Annotated in this window: 27 protein-coding genes; 10 read left to right on the top strand and 17 right to left on the bottom strand. The window is 47.9% G+C overall.

Annotation, left to right across the window (positions count from 1 at the left end; genetic code table 11):
• Positions 1 to 4: 4 nt before the first annotated feature.
• The 9 genes from ftsX to cspD form a co-directional block, all read right to left on the bottom strand.
• The gene (gene ftsX, locus GVY42_RS06375) at positions 5 to 907 is read right to left on the bottom strand and encodes a permease-like cell division protein FtsX (RefSeq protein WP_031422854.1); all 903 of its coding nucleotides are present in this window, start codon (positions 905 to 907) and stop codon (positions 5 to 7) included.
• Entirely contained in the window at positions 897 to 1,583 is a 687-nt protein-coding gene (gene ftsE / locus GVY42_RS06380) for a cell division ATP-binding protein FtsE (protein ID WP_047795074.1), read from the bottom strand. The genes ftsX and ftsE overlap by 11 nt, the downstream gene beginning before the upstream one ends.
• A 353-nt stretch (positions 1,584 to 1,936) precedes the next feature.
• Positions 1,937 to 3,544, bottom strand: a complete 1,608-nt coding sequence (locus GVY42_RS06385; protein ID WP_159562643.1) for a BCCT family transporter — start codon at positions 3,542 to 3,544, stop codon at positions 1,937 to 1,939.
• 112 nt (positions 3,545 to 3,656) lie between these two features.
• The gene (cccB, locus tag GVY42_RS06390; RefSeq protein ID WP_031422851.1) at positions 3,657 to 3,992 is read right to left on the bottom strand and encodes a cytochrome c551; all 336 of its coding nucleotides are present in this window, start codon (positions 3,990 to 3,992) and stop codon (positions 3,657 to 3,659) included.
• Positions 3,993 to 4,100: 108 nt separating this feature from the next.
• The gene (locus GVY42_RS06395) at positions 4,101 to 4,958 is read right to left on the bottom strand and encodes a YitT family protein (protein ID WP_012726942.1); all 858 of its coding nucleotides are present in this window, start codon (positions 4,956 to 4,958) and stop codon (positions 4,101 to 4,103) included.
• A 61-nt stretch (positions 4,959 to 5,019) separates the two neighbouring features.
• Positions 5,020 to 6,120, bottom strand: coding sequence for a peptide chain release factor 2 (gene prfB / locus GVY42_RS06400; protein WP_035387837.1), 1,101 nt, complete (start codon positions 6,118 to 6,120; stop codon positions 5,020 to 5,022).
• A gap of 54 nt (positions 6,121 to 6,174) precedes the next feature.
• Positions 6,175 to 8,697 carry a preprotein translocase subunit SecA gene (gene secA / locus GVY42_RS06405; RefSeq protein WP_159562644.1) on the bottom strand — a complete coding sequence of 841 codons (2,523 nt, stop codon included), beginning with the start codon at positions 8,695 to 8,697 and terminating at the stop codon, positions 6,175 to 6,177.
• 139 nt (positions 8,698 to 8,836) lie between these two features.
• Positions 8,837 to 9,400, bottom strand: a complete 564-nt coding sequence (gene hpf, locus GVY42_RS06410; RefSeq protein WP_012726945.1) for a ribosome hibernation-promoting factor, HPF/YfiA family — start codon at positions 9,398 to 9,400, stop codon at positions 8,837 to 8,839.
• A 306-nt stretch (positions 9,401 to 9,706) separates the two neighbouring features.
• Positions 9,707 to 9,904, bottom strand: coding sequence for a cold-shock protein CspD (gene cspD, locus GVY42_RS06415; protein WP_012726946.1), 198 nt, complete (start codon positions 9,902 to 9,904; stop codon positions 9,707 to 9,709).
• A gap of 259 nt (positions 9,905 to 10,163) precedes the next feature.
• Here cspD and GVY42_RS06420 point away from each other — a divergent pair, with 259 nt between their 5' ends.
• The 9 genes from GVY42_RS06420 to GVY42_RS06460 all read left to right on the top strand — a co-directional run bounded on the left by GVY42_RS06420 (position 10,164) and on the right by GVY42_RS06460 (position 16,533).
• Positions 10,164 to 10,670, top strand: a complete 507-nt coding sequence (locus GVY42_RS06420; protein ID WP_235189275.1) for a competence protein ComK — start codon at positions 10,164 to 10,166, stop codon at positions 10,668 to 10,670.
• A gap of 74 nt (positions 10,671 to 10,744) precedes the next feature.
• Positions 10,745 to 12,490 carry a hypothetical protein gene (locus GVY42_RS06425; RefSeq protein ID WP_159562645.1) on the top strand — a complete coding sequence of 582 codons (1,746 nt, stop codon included), beginning with the start codon at positions 10,745 to 10,747 and terminating at the stop codon, positions 12,488 to 12,490.
• Between the two features lie 9 nt (positions 12,491 to 12,499).
• Complete coding sequence (locus GVY42_RS06430; protein WP_047795070.1) at positions 12,500 to 12,790, top strand: EscU/YscU/HrcU family type III secretion system export apparatus switch protein; 291 nt, start codon at positions 12,500 to 12,502, stop codon at positions 12,788 to 12,790.
• Entirely contained in the window at positions 12,787 to 13,167 is a 381-nt protein-coding gene (locus GVY42_RS06435; protein WP_159562646.1) for a flagellar protein FliS, read from the top strand. The genes GVY42_RS06430 and GVY42_RS06435 overlap by 4 nt, the downstream gene beginning before the upstream one ends.
• Positions 13,151 to 14,053 carry a flagellin gene (locus GVY42_RS06440; RefSeq protein ID WP_159562647.1) on the top strand — a complete coding sequence of 301 codons (903 nt, stop codon included), beginning with the start codon at positions 13,151 to 13,153 and terminating at the stop codon, positions 14,051 to 14,053. The genes GVY42_RS06435 and GVY42_RS06440 overlap by 17 nt, the downstream gene beginning before the upstream one ends.
• A gap of 24 nt (positions 14,054 to 14,077) precedes the next feature.
• Positions 14,078 to 14,521 carry a YaaR family protein gene (locus tag GVY42_RS06445; RefSeq protein WP_074036246.1) on the top strand — a complete coding sequence of 148 codons (444 nt, stop codon included), beginning with the start codon at positions 14,078 to 14,080 and terminating at the stop codon, positions 14,519 to 14,521.
• Between the two features lie 9 nt (positions 14,522 to 14,530).
• Positions 14,531 to 15,196 (top strand): DUF2225 domain-containing protein, encoded by a 666-nt coding sequence (locus GVY42_RS06450; protein WP_074036244.1) that lies wholly within the window; start codon positions 14,531 to 14,533, stop codon positions 15,194 to 15,196.
• 263 nt (positions 15,197 to 15,459) lie between these two features.
• Positions 15,460 to 15,960 (top strand): DUF1572 family protein, encoded by a 501-nt coding sequence (locus tag GVY42_RS06455; RefSeq protein ID WP_159562648.1) that lies wholly within the window; start codon positions 15,460 to 15,462, stop codon positions 15,958 to 15,960.
• A 99-nt stretch (positions 15,961 to 16,059) separates the two neighbouring features.
• Positions 16,060 to 16,533, top strand: a complete 474-nt coding sequence (locus GVY42_RS06460; RefSeq protein ID WP_159562649.1) for a GyrI-like domain-containing protein — start codon at positions 16,060 to 16,062, stop codon at positions 16,531 to 16,533.
• Positions 16,534 to 16,681: 148 nt separating this feature from the next.
• On the opposite strand, the gene GVY42_RS06465 is transcribed toward GVY42_RS06460, so the two are convergent.
• Positions 16,682 to 17,308: a hypothetical protein gene (locus tag GVY42_RS06465; protein WP_159562650.1), complete on the bottom strand. Its 627-nt coding sequence runs from the start codon at positions 17,306 to 17,308 to the stop codon at positions 16,682 to 16,684.
• A gap of 138 nt (positions 17,309 to 17,446) precedes the next feature.
• Positions 17,447 to 17,632, bottom strand: coding sequence for a hypothetical protein (locus GVY42_RS06470; RefSeq protein WP_012726958.1), 186 nt, complete (start codon positions 17,630 to 17,632; stop codon positions 17,447 to 17,449).
• A gap of 159 nt (positions 17,633 to 17,791) precedes the next feature.
• Between GVY42_RS06470 and GVY42_RS06475 the strand changes: the two genes are divergently transcribed.
• Positions 17,792 to 18,169: a DUF3021 family protein gene (locus GVY42_RS06475; protein ID WP_159562651.1), complete on the top strand. Its 378-nt coding sequence runs from the start codon at positions 17,792 to 17,794 to the stop codon at positions 18,167 to 18,169.
• A 34-nt stretch (positions 18,170 to 18,203) separates the two neighbouring features.
• On the opposite strand, the gene GVY42_RS06480 is transcribed toward GVY42_RS06475, so the two are convergent.
• From GVY42_RS06480 to GVY42_RS06505, 6 genes are all read right to left on the bottom strand, one after another.
• Positions 18,204 to 18,557, bottom strand: coding sequence for a flagellar protein FliT (locus GVY42_RS06480; RefSeq protein ID WP_159562652.1), 354 nt, complete (start codon positions 18,555 to 18,557; stop codon positions 18,204 to 18,206).
• On the bottom strand, positions 18,554 to 18,928 hold the full coding sequence (fliS, locus tag GVY42_RS06485; RefSeq protein WP_159562653.1) for a flagellar export chaperone FliS: 375 nt from the start codon (positions 18,926 to 18,928) through the stop codon (positions 18,554 to 18,556). The genes GVY42_RS06480 and fliS overlap by 4 nt, the downstream gene beginning before the upstream one ends.
• A gap of 14 nt (positions 18,929 to 18,942) precedes the next feature.
• Complete coding sequence (gene fliD, locus GVY42_RS06490; protein ID WP_159562654.1) at positions 18,943 to 20,592, bottom strand: flagellar filament capping protein FliD; 1,650 nt, start codon at positions 20,590 to 20,592, stop codon at positions 18,943 to 18,945.
• Between the two features lie 15 nt (positions 20,593 to 20,607).
• Complete coding sequence (locus GVY42_RS06495) at positions 20,608 to 20,964, bottom strand: flagellar protein FlaG (protein WP_159562655.1); 357 nt, start codon at positions 20,962 to 20,964, stop codon at positions 20,608 to 20,610.
• 133 nt (positions 20,965 to 21,097) lie between these two features.
• Positions 21,098 to 22,114, bottom strand: coding sequence for a pseudaminic acid synthase (gene pseI / locus GVY42_RS06500; protein ID WP_159562656.1), 1,017 nt, complete (start codon positions 22,112 to 22,114; stop codon positions 21,098 to 21,100).
• A gap of 12 nt (positions 22,115 to 22,126) precedes the next feature.
• On the bottom strand, positions 22,127 to 23,560 hold the full coding sequence (locus tag GVY42_RS06505; protein WP_159562657.1) for a bifunctional UDP-2,4-diacetamido-2,4,6-trideoxy-beta-L-altropyranose hydrolase/GNAT family N-acetyltransferase: 1,434 nt from the start codon (positions 23,558 to 23,560) through the stop codon (positions 22,127 to 22,129).
• Positions 23,561 to 23,563: the final 3 nt, after the last annotated feature.

A 23,563-nucleotide genomic window follows, 5' to 3' on the forward strand; every position in this document is an offset into this window, starting at 1 on the left:
TAAGTTAGATTTTCAAGAAACGACCGAGCGATGTCGTCGATCCCCAGATTCCGATGAACGCACCGAGTGCAAGTAAAACAAGCGATACTTGGACTGTTAGCGTCGATGGATCAATCAACTTAAATATATCACTATTCAATTGATCAAGCGATGGTTGTAAAGCACTATATGCAACGTCATATCCGAAATAAATGACAAGAATCGGGACGAGAGCCCCAAGCATTCCGAGGAGCAATCCTTCGATAAAGAACGGCCAGCGAATAAAGCTATTTTTCGCTCCTACGAGTCGCATGATTTCAATCTCACGGCGACGCGAGAAGATTGTCATTTTAATCGTATTTGAGATCAAGAACATCGCCATCAATGTCAAACCGACAATCAACGCGAGTCCGCCGATGCGAATCCCGTTGAAGAAGGCAAACATTTTATCGATGTAGTCTTTTCCGTATTTCACATCGTCCACATTATCGAGTGAACCGACCGATTTGGCCACTTCCTCTAGTTCTGTCGGGTCTTGTGCTTTGACGATATAGCGGGCGTGGAGCGGGTTGTCTTTTTCGACCGTTCCGTATGCAGCCGCATCATCGCCGAGCTGGTCTTGGAACTTCGCTAGCTCATCTTCTTTTGAACTGAACGTGACCGTCGAGACACCCGGCACCTGTTCAATGTTCTCCCCGAGTTTCTCAACCGAGTTCTCATCCGCTGTACGAGTGATGAACACTTGAATCTCGACATCATTTTCGACGTTATCTGAAATTTCATTGATGTTGAACATGACGAGTGCGAATACACCGACAAGTAGCAACGTAATGGTCACGGCACTAATGGCCGCGAACGACATCCATCCATTCCGAAGTGTTCCTTTGAACCCTTCACGCAAATGGCGCAATCCAGTCTTAAATATCATAGCCATATGCTCCTTTCTCTTCATCGCGCACGACTTTCCCGTTCTCAATCGCGATGACGCGGTGACGAATCTTATCGACGATGTCACGGTTGTGTGTCGCCATGACGATTGTCGCTCCGCGGCGGTGAATCTCTTCAAACACTTCCATGATACCCCATGCTGTTTCCGGGTCTAAGTTCCCTGTCGGCTCATCGGCGATAATCAATTTTGGCTTATTGACGATTGCGCGAGCAATCGAGACACGTTGTTGTTCTCCACCTGATAGTTCGTCGGGATAGTTGCGCGCCTTGTTCTTCAATCCGACAAGGTTCAACACATCCATGACTTGTTTCCGAATCGAAGACGTGTCCGCTCCTACAACTTCTAATGCGAACGCTACGTTCTCATATACCGTAAGTGACGGCAACAATTTGAAGTCTTGGAAGATAACGCCGAGTTGACGGCGTAGCTTCGGTACGTGTCGGTCTTTAATTTTCCCGACATCGAGTCCGTCAATCAACAATTGACCGGCTGTCGGCTTCTCCTCACGATAAATCATCTTCATGAACGTCGACTTTCCGGCACCGGAAGGCCCGACGACATAAAGGAACTCGCCGTCGCGAATCTCTAGATCGAGGTCATCCATGGCGACGACGCCGTTCGGATATACTTTACTGACTTTTTGCATCGAGATCATAACGTATTCCCTACCCTTTTTAAATTATTTTTAAGCATCTATGACGAATTTGAATCAATTGTTTTAGTTACTGTATATTTCGCCTAGAGTCTTTTTTACAGGAAACGGCTCCCTCTGTCAAGGTGTCGCTTTTTTATGTTAGCCTGGTCAAAAAATCATCTAGGGCATATGTTGAAGCGACTACAATTATATCAATCCGACTTTTAAAACACCATTACAGGATTGTTTCAGTTCGATTGAGTTCGATGTGAAAATGTCGCGAAGAAACTCGCTTTCTTATTCCCCAAGAGAATGTTGAAACCGCACTTCAAAAGGGTGCTCCCTAAGGAACACCCTTCACCAATACGCCACATTTAATCGTGTGGTTTTTCTTTCAATGCATCAAACGGCGACTTTTTCCGTTTCCGATACTTGATATGAATCGTTGAGGATTCATAGTCATCGGAAGCCCGGATATCCCGACTCGATACGCGGACGAATGACCAAGCAAGAAGGAACATGATGAAGATAAGCGGGAATCCACCGACGATACTCGCTGTCTGGAGCGTCTCTAGTCCGCCGAGGAACATGAGCGTGAGCGGCATGATTGCAAGCGCGAACGCCCAAAAGAGACGGTTCCAGACAATCGGCTCATCCTCGACATGTTTTTGCGTGACCGATGCCAAGATGTAAGATGATGAATCGAACGTTGTCGCCAAAAAGATAATGGCAAGAAGCGTAAAGACGCCGATGACGACTTTCCCGAAAGGCAATTGGCCGATGATGGCGATGATTGTAGGTGCCGGGCCATTCGCCGCCATGTACCCGACAACATCGAACGTCCCACTTAGATGGAGGTAGAGCCCGTAGTTTCCGAGAATCCCAAAGAACAAGATGCATCCGAGCGTTCCGTACACCATCGTCCCAAAGATCATATTCCGAATCGTACGACCGCGTGAGATACGGGCGACGAACAATCCGACGAATGGTGCATAGACAAGCCACCATGCCCAATAGAACACCGTCCACGATTCCGGGAACCCGGTCGATGTGAAGCCACCGAAGTCACCGAACGGTTCCATCCACGTTGCCATCCGGAAAAAGTTATCCATGACGATTCCGACTCCATTGAACGTCGTCTCCATAATGAATCGAGTCGGACCAAAGATAAGCACGAACGTCAAAATCCCAAGGGCGAGCCAGATGTTCAAGTCACTGAGTACTTTGATGCCACCCTTCAGTCCAATGTAAGAACTGATGGCGAAGATGACCGTACAAATCAACATGATGACGGCCTGCATCCCGAGCGTGACGGGAATCCCTGTTAGTTCGTTGACCCCTTCGGCAATCATCGGGGTACCGAGGGCGAGCGTCGTCCCGGCACCACCTAATAATCCAAAGATAAATAAGATATCAATCAATTTACCGAGGGGTCCATCTGCCCATTTTCCGATAACGGGACGTACCGCTTCACTTACCTTTAAGACGGATTTCTTACGGACGTAAAAGAAATAAGCGATCGGCAGTGCCGGTAACGTGTAGATTGCCCAAGCGATCGGTCCCCAGTGGAACATGCCATATGCTGTCGACCATTGAATCGCTTCCGGTGACTCCGGTGTCAGCCCGAACGGCGGACCTTCATAGTAATAGACCCATTCGATGACGGACCAATAGAGGATGCTGGACCCGATGCCGGCAGCAAATAACATCGCCGCCCAAGAGAATGTACTAAATTCGGGTTCTTCATCTTCACGACCTAATTTGATATGACCATTCTTACTGAAGGCAATGAAAATCAAAAATCCGAACGCACCTAAGCCCATTGCTAAGTACAACATGCCGAAGTTAGAGGTCATGTATTCGTTCGCCGCACCGACCCACGCTTTACCGGTCTCTGGGAAGAAGATGAGCGGTAACGTCACCCCTAACAGTAATACAAACGAGCCGATAAAAGTCGGCCAGTCAATCAGTTTCGTCTTCAATTGTCATCACTCCATTTCCACTATGTCTCCCGTTACCTTAACAATAATTCCCCAAGCCCTAACACCCAAAACAAAAAAGCATGAGGTGTGTTCCACCTCATGCTGTCGAATCTTATTTTTTCTCAGCGAGCCAAGCGGCGACCGCTGTGATTTCTTCGTCTTTTTCAATGACGTTCGCAGGCATCGCGCCTTGACCGTTTCGAATGACGTTTTCAATCTCTTCTGCCGACAGACGAGCACCGACTTGCTCGAGTGACGGACCACTCATTCCTTCAAGGTTCGCACCGTGACATGCCGCACAGTTTTGTGCGTATACCGCTTCCGCGTCAACCGATGCCGTGTTCGAGCCCGAATCCCCGTTGCTCGATGTATCCTCTTCTTCACCGCCGCCACATGCGCCGAGTGTCAGCATGGCGCCGAGGCCGATGGCCATCATCCATTTTTTCATAACCACGTTCCCCTCCTAAGTTGTAGAAATGACCTACATTTACCATTATAGCCGTTAACGTATGCTTTCTAACCTAATCTCACGAAAAGTACACAAAGATTCCACAACTTACGGTACGTTGATGTAACGCTTATCGGACGTAAAACCTTGTCCTAGCACCTCATGTGCCTCACTGAAGACAAGGAATGCCTCCGGGTCGATCCGACGGATTATTTCCTTCAATCGACTCACTTCGCTCTGACGGACAACAATCATGAGCATCGGACGGTCGAGACGTGAGTATGCTCCGATTGCTTGGATCTCTGTCGCACCACGGTCAAGTTCCTCGAAGACGGCCCGGACGATGAAGTCTCGCTTCTCCGAGATGACGTAAGCCATCTTGTCCTGTGTGAACCCGAGCTGGACGAAGTCGATCATCTTAACCGTGATGAATAATGCGATGAGTGCATAGAGTCCGGTCGTGAACGAGAACGTCAAGGCCGCGGTCAAGACGACCATGCCATCGAGGATGGCGATACAGAGATAGAGCGGGATGTGCGTGAACTTATGTAAGATCTGAGCGATCAAGTCCATTCCCCCTGTCGAGGCGCGTCCACGGAAGATGAGTCCGAGTCCGACACCGACGCCGACACCACCGAAGATGGCCGCGAGGAGCGTATCGTCCACAGCCGCACCGGCATCGATCGCCTCATAGAAAAGAATGACACCCGGTAAAAAGATGGAGCCGACGAGCGACTTCACACCGAACCCGAGGCCGAGGATGGCCCACCCGATAATCAGAAGTAACACGTTCGCCACGAGCTGGAACGCCCCCGGCGAGATGCCGAACAGTTCATAAGTGATGACCGAGATCCCGCTCACCCCGCCTGATGCCAGATTGTTTGGCAACAGAAAAAGACTGAAGGCTGAGGCGACGAACACTGAGCCGGTCAACAAATACAGATAGTCTTTGACGATTTGCTTCATTAAAGAAAGTCTCCTTTACACACAACATGGCCCAAAGACAGGTGTCTTTGAGCCACATGCATCACATATTTGTTTTACGAAGGTAGGCATCGATGAACGGCATGACGTCGCCGTCCATGACGCCACTCGTGTTCCCGACTTCATGGTTCGTCCGGTGGTCTTTGACCATCGAATACGGGTGGAAGACATACGAACGGATTTGGCTACCCCAACCGATGTCCGTCTTCTCCCCACGGATCTCGTCGAGTTTTCGTTGCTGCTCGTCGAGTTCGCGTTGGTACAATTTCGCTTTCAACATCTTCATCGCCGACTCACGGTTCTTGATCTGTGAGCGCTCGGTCTGACACGAAACGACGACGCCCGTCGGCACGTGCGTGATCCGGACGGCAGAGTCCGTCGTGTTGATGTGCTGACCGCCGGCACCTGATGCACGGTACGTGTCGATACGGAGGTCTTCTGTCCGTACTTCGATCTCGATGTCGTCATCGAATTCCGGCATGACGTCACATGACACGAACGACGTATGACGACGGCCAGACGAGTCGAATGGCGAGATGCGGACCAAGCGGTGAATCCCTTTCTCCGCCTTCAAGTAGCCGTATGCGTTATGACCGACGATGCGGAGCGTGACCGACTTGACGCCCGCCTCTTCACCCGGGAGGTAATCGACCGTCTCGACTTTCCAGCCTTGTTTGTCAGCGAAGCGTTGATACATCCGAAGGAGCATCGATGCCCAGTCCTGTGACTCGGTACCGCCCGCACCCGGGTGCAATTCGAGGATGGCGTTGTTCGCATCGTATGGTCCGTTCAAGAGGATCTCGAGTTCGAAGTCATCAAACTCCTTCTTGAGCGCTTGAATCGATTCCCCGAGCTCTTCTTGCATCTCGGCGTCCGGCTCTTCCTTGATGAGTTCGAGCGTCACTTCGCCGTCCTCATGTTGGTTCGCGAGGTCTTGATACTTGTCGACCATCGCCTTGAGACCGTTTGACTCGTCGATGACTTTTTGTGCCTTCTCCTGGTTGTCCCAGAAGTCTGGATACGTCATCTCGTTCTCGAGCTCGGCGATGCGTGCCTCCTTCTCTGTCAAGTTGAGAGACGCTCTGTAATTCTCGAGGCGTTTCGCCATCGCCTCTAGTTCGTTCCGAATATCTGAAATTTCCATAGTGTGATTCACCTTTCCGTAGGAAAGAGGCGAGCGGACCCGCCTCTTCAATAATTAAGCCTGTTGTCTACCGTGACAGTTCTTGAACTTCTTACCAGAACCGCACCAGCACGGGTCGTTCCGGCCGATGCTGTCTTCTTTCGAACGACGGACCGGCTTCTTTTTGACCGGTGCATCGCTCTTGCCTGAGACAGCGACTTCCTCTTCGACGACTTTCTCGCGTCGGAGGTTGTCCCCGACTTCGGCACGAAGGACGAAGCCTGTCACTTCTTCTGAGATCGCCGCGTTCATCGCGTCGAACATGTTAATCCCTTCCGCTTGGTACTCACGAAGCGGATCGTTCTGTCCATAGGCGCGGAGATGAATCCCTTGGCGCAACTGGTCCATATGGTCGATATGGGACATCCAGTGCGAGTCGACGGCACGGAGCACGATGATCTTCTCGAACTCGTTGAAGCGTTCCGGTGGCGCGAGTTCACGTTTCGCCTCGTACTGCTCGTTCACGCGCTCCATGAGAAGCTCAATGATTTCTTCACGCTCTTTGCCGTAGAAGTCTTTGCCTTCGACCGTCTTCTCGAGCGCGAGCGTCTGGTTGGCCCAGTGCGCGAGCTCGTCGATGTTCCATTCTTCCGGTACGAGTTCGATCGGCGTGTATTGACCGACACCGAGTTCGACCGTCTGTGCCATCATCGAACGGACGATATCCGTGACCGACTCGTTCTCGAGGATGCTCGAGCGGTCCTTGTACATGACCTTCCGTTGGTCCGCCATGACGTTGTCGTAACCGAGAAGCTGCTTCCGCGCATCGTAGTTGTTTCCTTCGACACGTTTTTGCGCTGACTCGACCGCTTTCGAGACCATGCGGCTCTCAATCGGTTGCGTGTCATCCATCCCGAGACGCTCCATCATGCTTTGGAGGCTATCCGTTCCGAAACGACGCATGAGCTCATCTTCGAGTGACAAGTAGAACTGGGATTTACCCGGGTCCCCTTGACGGCCCGCACGACCACGTAGCTGGTTATCGATTCGGCGTGATTCGTGACGCTCTGTCCCGATGATGTAAAGACCACCGAGGTCGATGACACCTTCTCCGAGCTTGATGTCGGTACCACGACCGGCCATGTTCGTCGCAATCGTGACGGAACCTTTTTGACCGGCGTTCTCGATGATTTCCGCCTCACGGGCGTGGTTCTTCGCGTTTAAGACATCGTGACGAATCTTCTTCTTCGTCAAAAGCTTGCTCAAGTATTCAGATGTCTCGACGGCGACCGTACCGACGAGAATCGGTTGTCCCGTCGCGTGAACTGCCGAAATCTCTTCCACGACGGCTTTGAACTTGCCTTCCATCGATTTGAAGATGAGGTCTGCCTTGTCGTCCCTGAGAATCGGTTTGTTCGTCGGAATCGTCACTACTTGCATGTTGTAGATGTTACGGAACTCTTCTTCCTCTGTCTTCGCTGTACCGGTCATCCCGGCAAGTTTCTCGTACATCCGGAAGTAGTTCTGATACGTGATTGTGGCGAGCGTCATCGATTCGCGTTGAATCTCGACGCCTTCTTTCGCCTCGATTGCCTGGTGAAGACCTTCCGAGTAGCGGCGTCCGTCCATGACACGACCCGTGAATTGGTCGATGATCATGACTTGCCCCTCACGTACCATATAGTCGATATCGTGATGCATGACCGCGTTTGCACGAAGGGCGAGCCCGACGTGGTGGTTGACGGCGACGTGCTCGATTGCGAACAGGTTGTCGATGCCGAAGAACTTCTCGGCGAGGTCGACCCCTTGGTCCGTCAAGAGGACCGACTTCGTCTTCACGTCGACCGTGTAATCGTCTTCCTCTTTCAACGTACGGACGAACGCATCCGCGCGGGTGTAGAGTTCAGTCGACTTTTGAGCCGATCCTGAGATGATGAGCGGAGTACGCGCCTCATCGACGAGGATTGAGTCGACTTCATCGACAATCGTGTAGTAGAGCTCACGTTGAACACGGTCTTCTTTATAAAGGACCATGTTGTCACGGAGGTAGTCGAATCCGAGCTCGTTGTTCGTCGAGTACGTGATATCACAGTTATAGGCCGCTTGTTTCTCGACACGGTCCATGTTCGACACGTTGAGGCCGACTGAAAGACCGAGTGCGAAGTAGAGCGGCTCCATGAGTTCTTTATCTCGTTTCGCCAAATATTCGTTGACCGTTACGACGTGTACGCCACGGCCAGTGAGCGCGTTCAAGTAGACAGGAAGTGTCGCGACGAGCGTCTTCCCTTCACCGGTTTTCATTTCGGCGATGTCGCCGTTATGGAGCACATAGCCCCCGATGAGCTGGACACGGTAATGACGCATCCCGAGCACACGCTCCGATGCCTCACGACAGACCGCGAACGCCTCCGGCAAGAGGTCGTCAAGTGTCTCGCCTTTTGCCAGACGTTCCCGGAACTCTTCCGTCTTCGCCTGAAGCTGTTCGTCGGACAATGCTTTGATTGGTTCGGCGAACGACTCGATCAAGTCGGCCGCTTTCTCTGCTTTTTTCAACATTCGTTTCTGTGGAGCAAATAACTCTTTCAAAAAGTTCGCCATACTCATATCTCCTCTGCACTCACTAAAAAATGCATGTTTTTTCCCTAATGTACAGTTTAACCGAAGTGGTGCCACCTTTCAAGGAAAGGCAAAAGGAAACGACCCCCCGAAGCCGGGAGGTCGTGTAGTGTCAAGTTTATTATTCAGGTTCGATCAAGCCGTACTTCCCATCTTTACGACGGTAGACGACGTTCGTGTTGCCCGTTTCTGCGTCTGAGAAGACGAAGAAGCTGTGACCGAGCATATCCATTTGAAGAATCGCCTCTTCCGTGTCCATCGGTTTCAACGTGAAGCGTTTCGTCCGCACGAGTTCGAGTTCTGCCTCGTCCTCATCGTAGACGGCCGGTGTATCATCAGGTCCTTCTAAAGACTTGAAGTACTCGCCGACGCCACCTTCTTTCCCGCGTCCTTTACGGTTGAGTTTCGTTTTGTGTTTACGGATTTGACGTTCCAATTTATCGACGACGAGGTCGATTGCCGCATACATGTCGAGGTTGATGTCCTCAGCACGGAGCAACAAGTTCGGCATCGGGATCGTCACTTCCACTTTTTGTTTCTCGTTATACACTTTCAAGTTGACGTAAGCCGTCTGTGCATCCGTAGGAGTTGTGAAATACCGAGTCAACTTCTCCAGCTTTTTCTCGACATAGTCTTTGATTGCTGGTGTGACCTCAATGTTTTCGCCGCGAATGTTATAAATCATCTGAACTCCTCCTTAGAAATAACCGCTTGAACCAATGATTCGTCGAACGAGACGGAATCTCCTGCTTCATTTCTTAAAAAAGAAAGGGGAACCAGGTGGCTCACTCATATTATACCCCGAAAACGCTGCGATTGAAAACGTTATCATCAGAAAATAATGACAATTTTGTTCCGAATTCAACATTTCCTAGAACGAGCGAAAGGTATAGAAAGAAAATACCCATTCCACTCATTTTTAAACGCCTTTTTTTATTATGTAGAAAAAATAAAAGCCGACTCCCAAGGGAGCCGGCTTCGTGGTTTGAAATTATAATTTTACAACGTTAGCCGCTTGTGGGCCACGCTCGCCATCAACGATTTCAAACTCTACATCTTGACCTTCGTCAAGTGATTTGTAGCCTTCAGATTGGATTGCTGAGAAGTGTACGAACACGTCTTTGCCGCCTTCAACTTCGATGAATCCAAAACCTTTTTCTGAGTTAAACCATTTTACTTTACCTACCATGTGTAAATCCATTCCTTTCACCATTGGAGAATACAGAGGATTGTCCTCTACGGCTAATCTTACCACCTTCTTGTAAGCGTGACAAATACTTTCTCAAATATTTGTAAACGTTTCGCCATTTGGCTTTCATTGGAATTATATTTCCCTACTTTTCATATTGTCTTGTTGAATTTACATTTTTTGTGATATATCATTGAAGGGATGATTTAGGTTTGTGCCGTTTGTCTTTAGCCGATCCTGAAAATCTAATACGAGGAGGATGGTGCAGCGTATGCGCTCCTACTATTCTGAGGAAAAATATCGCATCACAAAGCGAACCGTGGCGATTCTCCCTTGCTTTGACATCATGAAGCAGTCACGGATCATTCTCGAGGATGGCACCGAGATTTCAACCCCGCTCCGGCCGTACCAGTTGTTGCAACTTTCTTGCCGCCAGTACAACAGCTCGATCGAGGAAAGAATCTTCATCGCCAAACGCGTCGCCGGCGTAAAAGGGAAAGTCCCTGTCGTGATTGAACCGACAACTGGACTCGTCTTCTTCCCGACGAAGTCTCCAAAACGAGACGATTGTGAATGGTATGCCTGGTCCCATATTCGAGACATACTGAACATTGAGGGTGAGCCGAACGGGCTTGTCCTCACGACTGATGGACATCAAATCCAAACGAACGCAACACCGTACGTCCTCCGGAACCAGCTCAAAGCGACAGGTGAACTTGTCGCCCGGTTCCAACAATTGAACGCGAGCCCCGTGCTCGAGTCCTGACACGCCTTCCGTCGAAAAGACGGAAGGTTTTTTTCTATTGTATCGCTTCATTTTTTTAAAAAGAGGTCGATATTATGGTCGAGGTGACAAACATGCAAATTCAAGCCCAAGCGACCGCCGTCAGTTCGGTCTTACCAGGCATCCAGACGAACCGGACGTACAAGGCCGAACTCGTCAAACAAACAGGACCCGACTCCGCGATCGTCAAGATCAACGGTGAAGAAGTCGAGGTCACATTTAAAGACGGGCTTCCGAAAACGAACCCGTTCCAAGTGACGCTCGCCGAACAGGACGGCATCTTGATGGCGACCGTCGTTCCTCCAAAGGAAGAGACACTTGAATCCGCACCACCTGCGTCCGCGTCGTCAAAGCTTGATGCGAAGATTCAGACGCTCCTCGCTTCCCTTCCACCTGAAGTACGAAGCGCGGTCAGCCGCCTGCTACAATCCGGACGCTTGCCGATGAACGAAGATACGGTACGCCTTCTCGAGACGGCGTTCAAAGGGGACATGCGGGACGTCATCCTACATTTGAAGACGCTCGACACTCCGACCGTTCCTCGTGAGATGGCTCGAGAGATCGCTGTCCTCTCTTTGAACGAAGCGAAACAACAGATCACACCGCCGGCGCCGAACGCTCCTTACCCACAAAAAGAGCGGTATGTCGAACTCGTCAATCTGTCACGTCCCGTGAGTGAACGCGTCACGCCGACACCGGAAACGATTGATCGGGTCATCCGTGACCTCACGCCGACGACACCGACATCACCGCGTCCGATTGAATCTGAATCGCGCCAAGCGATGCCGCTTCCTCCAATCAACGGGAAGCAAGTGATGGTGAAGGAAGTGACGTCACATCTAGCGACCGTCACGAACACGTTCCGAAACGAGCAGGCGACCGTGACGAAACAACTCGGACAAGTCGCTGCGTTGATCGAGACGAACCCGCATGCGGCACGCCCTGCCCTCGAGACCGTCTCGACCCGTCTGACACAACTCGTCCAAAAGACGGACGCCTTGCTTCATACCGACGTGACTCAAGAGAAGCAACTAGTCGCCATGACGGCCAAACTCGACGTCGCGTTGTCGTTGCTTGCGACGAAACCACAAGAGAGTGCGACACTCGTCAAAGAGGTCCGAGCGGCACTGAATGATTTCCGTTATGCGCCGAATCAGACACGCATCGAATATATCCCAAACGGGGCGACACGTGCCGGCGAGATGCCGACCGTCGCGCCACTCAAGCTCGATTCGACATTATCTGGACGACACATCCAGGAAGTAGCGCAACGTGTGCAGACACAGGCACAGCTCGCCCAAGCGACGTCCAATACGCCGACATCAGCTTTATCGGTACGTGGAGATACGACGAACCCCGAGGCGCAACGCCTCGCCTCGTTCTTCCAAGTCCAACAGACTCTCAACCGCCTTGATGGCGGTCAGCTCCATCAACTCTTGTTCGCCCTACCGGCAAAAGTGCAAGAGATCGACACCGGAATCCATGTTCATATCCAAAACCGGGAGGCCGGGGACGTTGTCGACTGGGAGAACAGTGTCCTCTACATTCGTTTAGAGACCCCACGTCTTGGAGAAATTGGTGTCAAACTCGAAGCGAAAGATCGAAACCTCCGACTCACACTCGAGCACGACGATTCGACGGTCGAGCGACTCGCTCGTCCCCTTCTCGGGAAAATCGAACAAACGCTCGAGACGATTGGATATAAGAGTGTGACGACCCAGTTCAAACCGCTCACGAAAGCTGATCGTGTCATCGAAGAGCCTACGATAGCACCGACGACAGGATATGACTTTAGAATTTAGGAGGTCCCGATGTACCAACGCATGGATTTGACGAAACGTAAGACGGCCGCGGTCGTCCGCTATGATGAAACGACGGATAAAGCGCCCGTCATCGTCGCCCGCGGGACCGGAGCCGTCGCTGAAAAGATTTTACAGGAAGCACGTGCCCGAGGAGTAGCGGTCGAGAACGACCATTCCTTGCTTGGCCATTTGCTCGACCTTGACCTAGGAGACGCCATCCCACCCCAACTTTATGATGTGATGGCAGAAGTGTTGTTGTTGATAGAGGAACTTGATTCGATCAAAGGAGAACAAAGATGAATTCAACCCAATTATATGAAATGAGGCCGGAAGAGCTGACTCAGGCGATGCTTCACGCACTCGTCTATCACTATAAACATGCGCAAGATTCGACGATTGCCGAACGAAACCGTCATCTTCGCCAAGCCCGTGAACTTTTAGTCAAACTTCACCAAGGACTCCATGACGGCGGCGGGATTATCGCGGCTCAACTGGATGAAATTTATCTATATATGGCAAACGCAAGCGTCGAAGCAATCATCGACCAGGATAAGGAAAAAATCGCCGAACTACATACGCTCGCAAGTGACCTCGACCAAACATGGGGTGAAGCAATGGAGCGTGCCAAGACCCAACCTGTCACGACTGGAGGAAACCGTTATGAAAATTACGAATAACGTCCAAGCATTAAAAGCGTATACATCTCTTTCCCTGAATCAAGCGTCAATGAAAAAAACGATGGATCGCCTCTCAAGTGGGATTCGCATCAACAAGGCATCTGATGATGCAGCGGGACTCGCCATCTCAGAGAAAATGCGGATGCGCCTCGACTCGCTCTCGATGGCAGAACGCAACACGCTCGACAGTATCTCACTCACGCAGACACTCGAAGGCGGGATGAACGAAACACACGCCCTTCTCCAACGGATGCGTGAATTATCGGTTCAATCAGCAAATGGAACGCTCAGTGAAGACGACGCCAAAGCTGTCCAGGAAGAAATTAACGCGTTGACTGCCGAAGTGACACGAATTGCCGAAACGACGGAATTCAACTCAAAGAAAATTATGAATGGCGAATACATGCAAGGCAATAATACGTTATTCTTCCAAATCGGTGCAGGTAACAATGAAGCCGTCATCTTAAATGTGGAAGATATGCGTGCCCATGCACTCAATATCACGATGACGACACCCGGTGGCGGAGAACTTCCTGCCGTCGACCATGACAACGATTCGACGACACCCACTGAAACGTATTATGCATTGAGTGTGTTGACACCTGAGGATGCGGGTGATGCCATTTCGAAATTCGATGCAGCCATCAACAAAGTGTCACTCGAACGTTCAAAACTCGGAGCCATCCAAAATCGCTTGGAGGCGAACGTCAGCGTCGTCGCCATCGGCTCAGAAAACTTAACGGCGTCTGAGTCACGAATCCGTGATGCCGACATGGCCCGTGAAATGATGGACTTCGCACGTCTAAACATTTTGAACCAGTCCGGCATGGCGATGATTGCCCAGTCGAACGCATTGCCGCAAGGCGTGTTACAATTATTGAACTAACTTAAAGAAAGGACGGTTGCCCATATGGACATTCGTCGCATCATGGAGACGCAATCGCTCCTCGGCTCAAGTAAGGCAAAGCGCGCCGAAGTCGAACCCGGTGTCTCCTTCCAAAATGTGATCGGTCAGAAGCGCGAAGACCGGGAGCATGAACGCTTCCAACGTCAAATCGCCGCGATTCATGAACAAGGAGAACTTCTAGCTGAAAGTCAGACCGTCGAAGCGCTTGCCGAATACAAACAAATGATTAAAGACTTTATGAAAGAGGCCGTTGACGCGGCACTCCGTCTCGAAGATAAACGCGGATTCAATCGCCGCGGGCGCGCGAAGATTTATAAGGTCGTCGAACAAGTCGACCAAAAACTCCTCGCGCTGACAGATCAGGTCATCTCGGGTGAGGCCTCTCGCCTTTCCTTACTCGACCAAGTCGGTGAAATTCGCGGATTGCTCGTCAATGTCTATGTGTGAGGTGTCGAGATGGCAGAACATTTGTTTTTGAAGAAAGTCAAATGTCCGTATTGTTTACAAGAAAGTAAGACGAACCGTGTCTTATCACGTCACATCCGTCCACTCGAAGTTGAGAAGGATGGCTACACAACGTATGATGGACCGAATCCTTATTTATACGAACCGACCGTCTGTGACAATTGTCACCTCGTCTTTCACGACTCGTTCGACAAGGTGCGCAAACATAACCGAGAAGCGCTTGAGACGAACTACTTCAATCAAGTGAATCCGGATGTGTTGAAAGGCGATCGTTCATATGAGCACGTCATCCTTCTCTATAAGTTCGCCGTCATGACGGCCCAGTTGAGCGGACAAAAACCATCTGTCATCGCTATGCTCGGGATGCGAATCGTATGGATGTACCGATTGATCGGGGATGCAGCGTCTGAAAAGGAATGGATGCAGCGGACGCTCGATAAATACAATGAGGTGCAAGAAGCGTATACGGATCCGATCCGGACTGGATTACCGTACGACCAGCTCATGTTGCGGATTGCCGATTTGTCGGCCGCGCTCGACTACTACGAGGACGCGCGTCGCTGGTATGGGATTCTCTTAAGCAGTAAGGAAGTATCGGAACGCATCCGGAACCAGGCCCGTGATCATTGGGAAGAGTTTCGATTGGAACATGCCTAATCAGAAGTGTGGGACCTTGTGTCTCACACTTTTTGAATACAAAAAATCGCGCTCATCCACTCACGGACAAACACAATCGACACAATTGATGAATAAGAGATCCACACAACATTGACTACCCAGTACCCTCATGTCGACTATGCGGTGACATTTTGCAGGATGTATCATATGGAATCTCAATTGCTATAACATTAATTTAATTTTTAGTGGGATAGATATGGGGTATATTCAAAGCAGATACATACGAAGAGGAGGATCTTTTCATGTTTGAAACGCAATATCTCGATACCGTACGTGCTACGTTTAAAAGCCAGAAACAACTCGCTGAGCGCGCGCTCGTCCAAGTGAGTGAAGAGGACCTGCACAAGACACTTGCGTCGGACACACTCTCGCTCGCCTTGATCATCCAGCACATGGCGAATAACATGAAGTCGCGTTGGACCGATTTTTTGACGACAGACGGCGAGAAACCGGACCGTGACCGGGACGCCGAGTTCGAGGACCAGCAGCTATCCCGTGCGGAGCTCATGAAGGTTTGGGACGAGCGTTGGCAACTGTTGGATAATGTCTTAGCTGATTTGACACCAGATGACTTAGGGAAGAACGTGATGATTCGAGGGGAAGCCCATTCCGTGATTGACGCGATCGAACGCCAAGTGTCGCATTATGGGTATCATGTCGGACAAATCGTCTATCTGTCGAAGCTATTCGCCGGGAGCGACTGGAATGTGTTGTCGATTCCGTTGCCGCATCAGCGTAAATAATAATTCCTGTTGCAACACTTCAACGAGATATTATTTCAATGAAGCACTTTTTTGGACATCAAGACAATTGAATCAGTCAACTTTAATGGGGGTTACAAAATGGATATGACTTTAAAGCAATTGCCTGAGACTGAAATTGCATTTATCAGACGTACGGGTAGCTATTTTGAACCACAAGAACATTGGGGGAAATTAATACATTGGGCGACGGAACACAACCTTTACCCTCCATCAAGTCAATTTATCGGTATTTCATTAGATAATCCGAACGATGTTGATCCTCATGAATGTAGACATGATGCTTGTGTCACAGTTCCTAAAAACTTTGATAAAACAGGGCACGGGGAGATACAATTTAAAATGCTAGAAGGTGGTCAATACATCGTGCACCATTTCTACGATACTCCAGAAAAACTGAGTGAGACGTATAAATATATTTTTGAAGAATGGTTACCAGAACGCGAATATTCAGTGGACGAATCTAGAAATACCTTGGAGTTCAATATGAACAATCCAGCTGAAGACCCCGACGGAAAATCTAAAGTCGATTTATATGTACCCATTAAGAATTAAGATTTTACAAAATGAAAAACTAAGATACAAGGAACTCTCAAAATATAAGAATCCCTTCGTATGTTCTCTATGCTAACTACTATGCTTATTGTGTAGTAATAATCAACCATGAGACTAGGCGTACCGATTTTATTCGGCACGCCTACTCTTATTTCGTCACGTTAATTGTATATTCGTAGCGGTCTTCTGCCACTTTGTCGAAGTTCTCGTTGAATGGTCCATCGATGACGACTTTCAAGTCCGTCAGCTCTTCTGGTTTTGCTTTCACGAAGAAGAGGACGTTCCCTTCTTTCTTCACCTTTCCTAAAAATTCTCCACCGACGTCATCTGAGAACCATAAGTCCGAAGACACCTGCTCCCCTGTGTTCGTCACCAGTGTCGCCTGGTTCGGATGGAAGCTCATCGTCTCGTCGACCGTATTCTCGACCAACATGTTCATCGCGACGACCGTCACCTCTTCTTGTCCATCGAATGAGTCGCTATAAGCTTCTGCGACCGTGAGGCGTGACGTCTGTACTTTGTCGATGGCGAATTGAATCGGACCCATCGTCTCCGTGATCGTGAGTGCCTTATTCTTCATGTAGATCTTGTTCGTACCGAGTTCACTTTCTTGGACGTCCGTCTCTTCAGCAGTCGTCTCCTCTGGTACGTTCGCTTCCGCCTCTACGACTTCTTCAGTATCCGTCGCCGTCGTCTTCAGTTCGTCTGCTTCCCCGCAACCGACAAGTAGTGCGAGCGGTACCGCCACCAGTAAGCCAAATCGTTTCATGTTCATCTTCATCTCTCCCTTTTCTTAATCCAAGTGATGTTGTGGTTAAGACGAATATAACGAATTGACAAACCAAACCGTATTAAGAAAAAGTTCCAGGTAAAATAAAAGTCAAGGTCCATAATCGGACCTTGACATGTATACTTATCCTCTTGATTTCAGCTCTTCTTCCTCGTATGGGTCAGGACGATCCTCAAACGGCGTATCGTCCTCGACGTACGCTTCAAGTTTTGGGTCCCGTTCCACGTATTCATCGTACGCTCCCTCTGGACCATAGACGAAATAACGGCGCTTCCGTGACGATATCGGTTTGGACTCTTTCTCACGCATCTCGTTTCCCTCCTCTTTCCAGAAAAGAAGCAACAGCTACATTGATGTTTACCCGATTATAGCGGAAAACAGACGTCATTTCATCTATACCCTTTATATGAAACTTTTCCTTTCCACAGCCGTATACATTTACAACGATTCGATGAAAGGAAAATTCATATGCAACTATTGAAAAAAGGAATACTTCGGAGTCTCATTTGGTCGCTGCCATTCGCGATACTTGCTCTCTATCAAGGTTGGTCAGGGAATGCAGAGGCTGTGCATGGAATGTTTATCTACGCAGGAGTCGCCTTCTTCCTCGGGCTCACAAGCGTTATTTATGAAGTCAAACAGTGGTCGTTCAAGAAACAAATCTTCATTCATTGGGGCGTTATGCACGTGACAATCCTACCACTTCTCTGGTTCGGTCGATCTACGCCAATCACATCGCTTCAAGATGCCGCACGTCTCTATTTAAACTTCACGGTGAGTGGTCTGATTTTATTTACCGCTTCTTATTTCATCATCCGGATGCGTCGACAAGTCAAAGCCTCTTAACACAAAAGCTCGAAGGCATATGCCCTCGAGCTTTTTACGTCTGTTGGTCGAACAGACCGGAAAAGTTAGAATCGACGTCTTCATATGGGTCGACATACGATTTGACCGTCTTTCGTTCCATCCGGGCTGTCCCGAGCGTCATCCCTAGACGCTGGTGTTCAGCTTCAATTAGACGAGAAATCTTTTGACTGTCGTCGACGAGTTGCCTGAGGACCGTTTGATCGGCTTTTTCCAAATCAGGACCGTGTGCTGCGAGCAACTGTTCCCGATCATCTAAAAGCTCATGGATTTGTTCCATCCATGTATCGTACGTTGGTTCTTCCGGGACTTGTGCGAGCAGTTCTTTCAAGCGTTGCGTCTTTAAGATGATTTCATCAATCGGTCTCATGACTGCTTCGCGAGTTTCATCGCTTCCTTCCACGTATCACGTAGTTCGGTCGTAAAATCAAGTACCTCGTCAAGGATAGCTGTATCGTTCTTGACGTTCGCATCAACGAGGCGGCGCCACATGTAGTCATAGAGCGAATCTAAGTTCGCTGAGACAGCGATGTCTTTATTGAGTGTCAGACGAAGTTCCCGAAAGATAGCTTGCGTCTTTTGAATGTTGACGTTCTTTAAATCAGGGTTACCTTGATCGATTGCAAGCTTGGCGAGGCGCATGAACTTGAGCGCTCCGTCATAAAGCATAAGCGTCAGTTCCTGTGGATTCGCGGTCGTGACCGCACTGTTTTGATATGCTGCATATGGATTGGCTACCATTTAAACTCCTCCTCTTACATGCCTCCGCCTAAAAACTGTGACAGCGATGCCGCTTGAGCATTCGCTTGGTTCATCGCTGTTTCCATCGCTGTGAAACGACGGTAATAGGCGTTTTCTTTATCGATGAGTAAATCATTTAACCGCTTGATACGCGAATCAATATCGGTCATTTCTTTCCCCATCGAATGGGTTTGTGAGCCAGAACCGTCCGCTCCTGCGATTCGTGTAATCGTATCGCGCGAATCTTTGGCAGCATCTCGGATTTGTGGCAATAATCCAGTTTCAGCATCTGTAAACAACTGATATACTTGCTCCGGATCTTTTTCGATAGCCGCTTTCAGCTTCTCTTCATTGAGTTCGATTTTACCACCATTGGTGAAATCCGCTCCAGTCGAAAGACCGATTTGGAACAATCGTGACATCTCGACGTCATTCGATGCAGCTGTAGCACCCGACCACTTGCTCCGAAGATTGTCCATGGTTCCGCGCAAAATCGTATCACCGCGGAGCATACCGCTCATCGCTTTTTCTTCCCACTTCTTGATTTCGTCTTCAGATAACTCATCACGTTGAGCTTGAGTCAACGGTGAAAACGAACGGAATCGTTCTTCTCGTGTCTTTTTGTTCATGAGGTCGATGGTCTCATTGTATTTATCAACGAACCCTTTAATTCCGTCAAAGATTTTTTGAGTGTCTGTCGCAGAGGACAAGTTTACTTTAGTGCCATCATTGAATGAGGACTTCAATGTGATGGTCATATTATCAATCGTAAAGGTGTTTGAACTTTGGGTCAACGTAATGCCGTTCACATCCACAGATGCATTCGTCCCGGCTACGGATCCATTTAAACCAAATAGTGCTTTAGCTGCAGTGCCTTCAAATTCGATAATCGATTTCACGCCCGTGTCTTTACGTGTTAATGAAATCTGCCCTGAAGTTTGATCAAAGAACGCACTAATTCCCGTCTTCGTGCCATTCAACGCGGTAACGAGATCTTTAAACTTAGCATTCTCATCAACATATACTGTCTGTAAAGCTCCACCGTCTTCATTACGGAAACGAACTTGATAGCCAGCTTCATACACGACTTGTGCACCTTCAGGGATTGTCACTCCACTATCGAACGTAATCTTCCCAGTTGCCGCATCGTACGTATGTGCTAACGAAATCGCATTACCATCTTTATCCGTAAAAGTTGGCGGATTATTCGGTAGCGGTTTCACTACGAGTTCAGTTGTTCCCGCAGTTAACGTTTGTTTCCGAATACCAACCTCTAACCCGAGTGTCGAAACTGCCGTGTCATTTGTGATGCCTCCACCATTTGCCACCGCTACATGAGAAGCCGAGGTAGCCAACGTCGCTGAATTGATAGTAAGCGAAGCGTTTCCACTTGATGGACCTGCAACGACAGATACACGCGATTCATCAGAGGATGAAGCCGTTTTTGCGTAATAGTTTCGGCTGAACATCATATCGACCGCGCTGTTTCGTAATGCTAACAGTGAACGGTTGACCTCACGATAAGAGTCACGCCGCCATTCGGTCAATTGTTTTTTCTGTTCTAAACGATCTACTGGAATTCGTTCTGCTTGCATCATTTGTTTAATGATACTATCGGTATCGATCCCACTGGCTAATCCGCCAAATCGAATTGGTGATGTCATATGCCCACTCCTTTTTTATATCCGTTCGTCGAATAAATGATTAAACTCCATAAACGCCGCAAAGAAATCCATTGATTTTTTACTTGGGATTTCACGGATTACTTCATTGTTCGCATCGACGATTTGAATATAATAATCATTCAGTTTTTCGTGCTTCATAAATTTCAAGCCGGTACGTTGCTTTTCAAGGACTTGATTCGCCTTCTCGACCGCTGCCTCTAACTTTGTAATGTGTTGAGGCGTCGGAAGAATAACAATACCTTCATCGGCGAGTTGAGTTTGATTGGCCTCAACGAACACATTTTTAGTTTGCTCATACGGTAATACAGAAGAAGGCAAGTGAAGTCTGACTTCAGAAATGGTCGGATTCATAGTCTTCTACTCCCTCACATGTTATGGTCTCATTTCTTATATCGGTCAAAATACTTTTTCCTTAAGTTTCTTCTTCTTTCTCACACATAATAAAGAGGCGACGTAACCGCCGCCTCGACAATCATCTTATTTACTAAATCAAATCCCAACTCATTGGTGTTCCACGCTCGATATCTTTCCTTGCCACTTTACCAAGAATGGAATCGATATGTTTCGGAGCCAATCCATGTCCCGGACGAATTGACCTGACATGTTCAGTCGTGAAGACTTCCCCAGCTTGAATATCTTTCACAACAAATAAAGAACGTGCGAACTCACGATTCTTCACTTTTTTCTCGTTTAATTGATAGTCGACGCGCCCTAGTGCTTGTTCCGCTTCTCGAACAGCATCGACCATCGCTTTAAACTCATGAGGCTCTAAAGAAAAACTAGCGTCTGGGCCACCAATTGATTTATCTAAAATAAAATGTTTTTCAATCACCTTCGCTCCCAATGCAACGGACACAATCGGTGCAGTGATTCCAAGCGTGTGATCCGACAATCCGACTTCGACACCGAAAGTCTCTTTCATATTTTGCATCGTTACGAGATTCGCATCCTCAATTTTTGCTGGATAGGCTGACGTACATTTCAATAATATGATTTGCTCGTTTCCAGCTTTACGACAAACGGATACTGCATCTTCAATTTCTTGAAGCGTAGCAATTCCAGTTGAAATGATGATTGGTTTGTTCTTGGAGGCAACATATTCAATGAGTGGCAGATCAGTGATTTCAAATGAAGCGATTTTGTACGCAGGTACCTGTAAGCTTTCTAATAGATCCACAGCAGTAGGGTCGAAAGGACTTGAAAAACAAACGATATCCAACTCTTTTGCATAGTCCATCAACTCTTTATGCCACTCCCACGGTGTATAGGCCTCTTGGTACAAGTCATAAAGTGTGCGACCATCCCAGATTGTACCTTGTGTTAGTTGAAAGTACTCTTTACGACTATCGATTGTAATCGTGTCAGGTGTATATGTTTGAATTTTAATTGCATCAGCACCTGCTTCTTTCGCTGCTTTCATTGTCTGTTTCGCGATTTCAATACTACTGCCATGGTTAGCAGATAGTTCCGCGATGATAAATACTTGTTTTGAAAGATTCATGAAGAGTCACCCTTATTCCATTATATATATGTATTTGAGTAGTTTATTATCTTCTTCGTGTGCATTCATCTCAAAACCTACTCTTTCGAACGTCTTCTTGGACGCAATATTTTCATTTGAAATATAGGCCGTTATTTCACGAATATCTTTCCACTCTTGTTGAATCATCATAAGGCTTTGCTGAATCAGTGGTTGACTGACTTTTTTCCCTATCAACATTTCCGATAAGCTGATACTAATAACGGCATAATTAGTTATTCGTTCATATCGAATTTGACCTAGCACTTGATTCGAATGATTCGTCACAATAAAAAAAAGATGTTTTTTCGACGACAAAACTTGTTGGTACCAATTTTTATGAGTCTCCCATAATATCGGTTTTTGATTAATTGAATATTTACGAACGTATTCCTGATTTGAAAGCTCAAATATCTGTTGAGAATCCTGAATCGTTGCTTTTCTTAAAAAGAAATTGAAATCCTGACTACGAAGTAAAGAATTCACGATTCGTAGAGGACCGTCTCCATCCAACAACCCCTCGTAATTCATCGTTTGTTCAGTTCGAGTATGCATATGAAGCATATTTTTGAATTCAGTCTGTAAATCTTGACCAAACGTTGAAGATCCCCAGGTCACATTTGAAGAAATTAATTTTCTACTGCGTAACGCAAGCATGTTTCGCTCTTGGTTTTCAGCGATTTTTATTGGAACAAATGGTACTCCCGAGATAATCAATTCATAGATGGTTTGTCCAGCAGCGGTAATCACTAAATCTGAACAACTCATCAATCGTTTCATTTCATGGCTGGGTACATATCGATGCAGAATAATATTAGACACGGACAATAGTTCTCGTTCAAGAATAGGGTCATGCTTATCTCCAATTAAAATATGAAAAGTAATTTCTGGATGATTAAAACAAATGAGATGGACAATGGATTGGATAAGTGAAGGTTGTAACGTACCACCTACAGTAATCAAAACATTGGTTACATCCTGCCGGATAAAAGGACGTACCTCTTCTCGAAACGCGTCTCGTAAAATGATATATTTTGGTCCAGCTAAACTTCCGGAAGGTACATCATTTGTACTTAGAGAAGGATGGACTACAATCCCATCAGGATAATGAATACGATTTGTATCATCTAAAAAGATAGCTGATTTTGAACGTTGAGCGATTACTTGATATAAATCTCTCGTAGCGATGTATGAATCAACGATACAATAAAAATCAGGTTGAACGACTCTATACAAATAATCGATGGTATACCAATTGATGATTGTACAATGACGGTCCCCAACCAAGTTTCTCAAATCTACATCACTTTGAACAATTAACTCAACTTCTATTCCTCTCCGTTTCACTTCATCATATAAAGCAATACACCTTGTCAGATGTCCAAACCCCGTTTTTATTCCACCTTCCGTAAAAATCATGACTTTCATAAT

Origin of the sequence: Exiguobacterium sp. 8A (assembly GCF_902506275.1) — a bacterium.
Lineage (GTDB): Bacteria > Bacillota > Bacilli > Exiguobacteriales > Exiguobacteriaceae > Exiguobacterium > Exiguobacterium profundum.